Genomic DNA, 371 nt, shown 5'->3' on the forward strand with positions numbered 1-371 from the left:
CATCGATACCTGGCTGATCTGGAAATTTTCCGGTGGCAAGGTCCATGTCACCGACTACACCAATGCCTCGCGCACGCTGATGTTCAACATCCACAGCCTGCAGTGGGACGACAAACTGCTGGAGATCCTGGGCATCCCGCGGCAGATGCTGCCTAAGGTGCGGCCGTCGTCGGAAGTGTACGGCCACACCAAGAGCGGCATCGCCATCGCCGGTATCGCCGGTGACCAGCAGTCGGCCCTGTTCGGCCAGATGTGTGTGGCACCGGGCCAGGCCAAGAACACCTACGGCACCGGCTGCTTCCTGCTGATGAACACCGGCAGCCAGGCCGTGAAGTCTTCCCATGGCCTGCTCACCACCATTGCCTGCGGCC

The 371-nt window shown here is 62.3% G+C and carries 1 protein-coding gene; it reads left to right on the forward strand.

All coding sequences use genetic code 11. From position 1 onward, the window contains the following. Window positions 1–371: FGGY family carbohydrate kinase (locus tag QWI17_RS06005; RefSeq protein WP_302721615.1), on the forward strand; the 371-nt coding region annotated here is incomplete at both ends.

The sequence above is a fragment of the Gilvimarinus gilvus genome, assembly GCF_030518155.1.
Lineage (GTDB): Bacteria > Pseudomonadota > Gammaproteobacteria > Pseudomonadales > Cellvibrionaceae > Gilvimarinus > Gilvimarinus gilvus.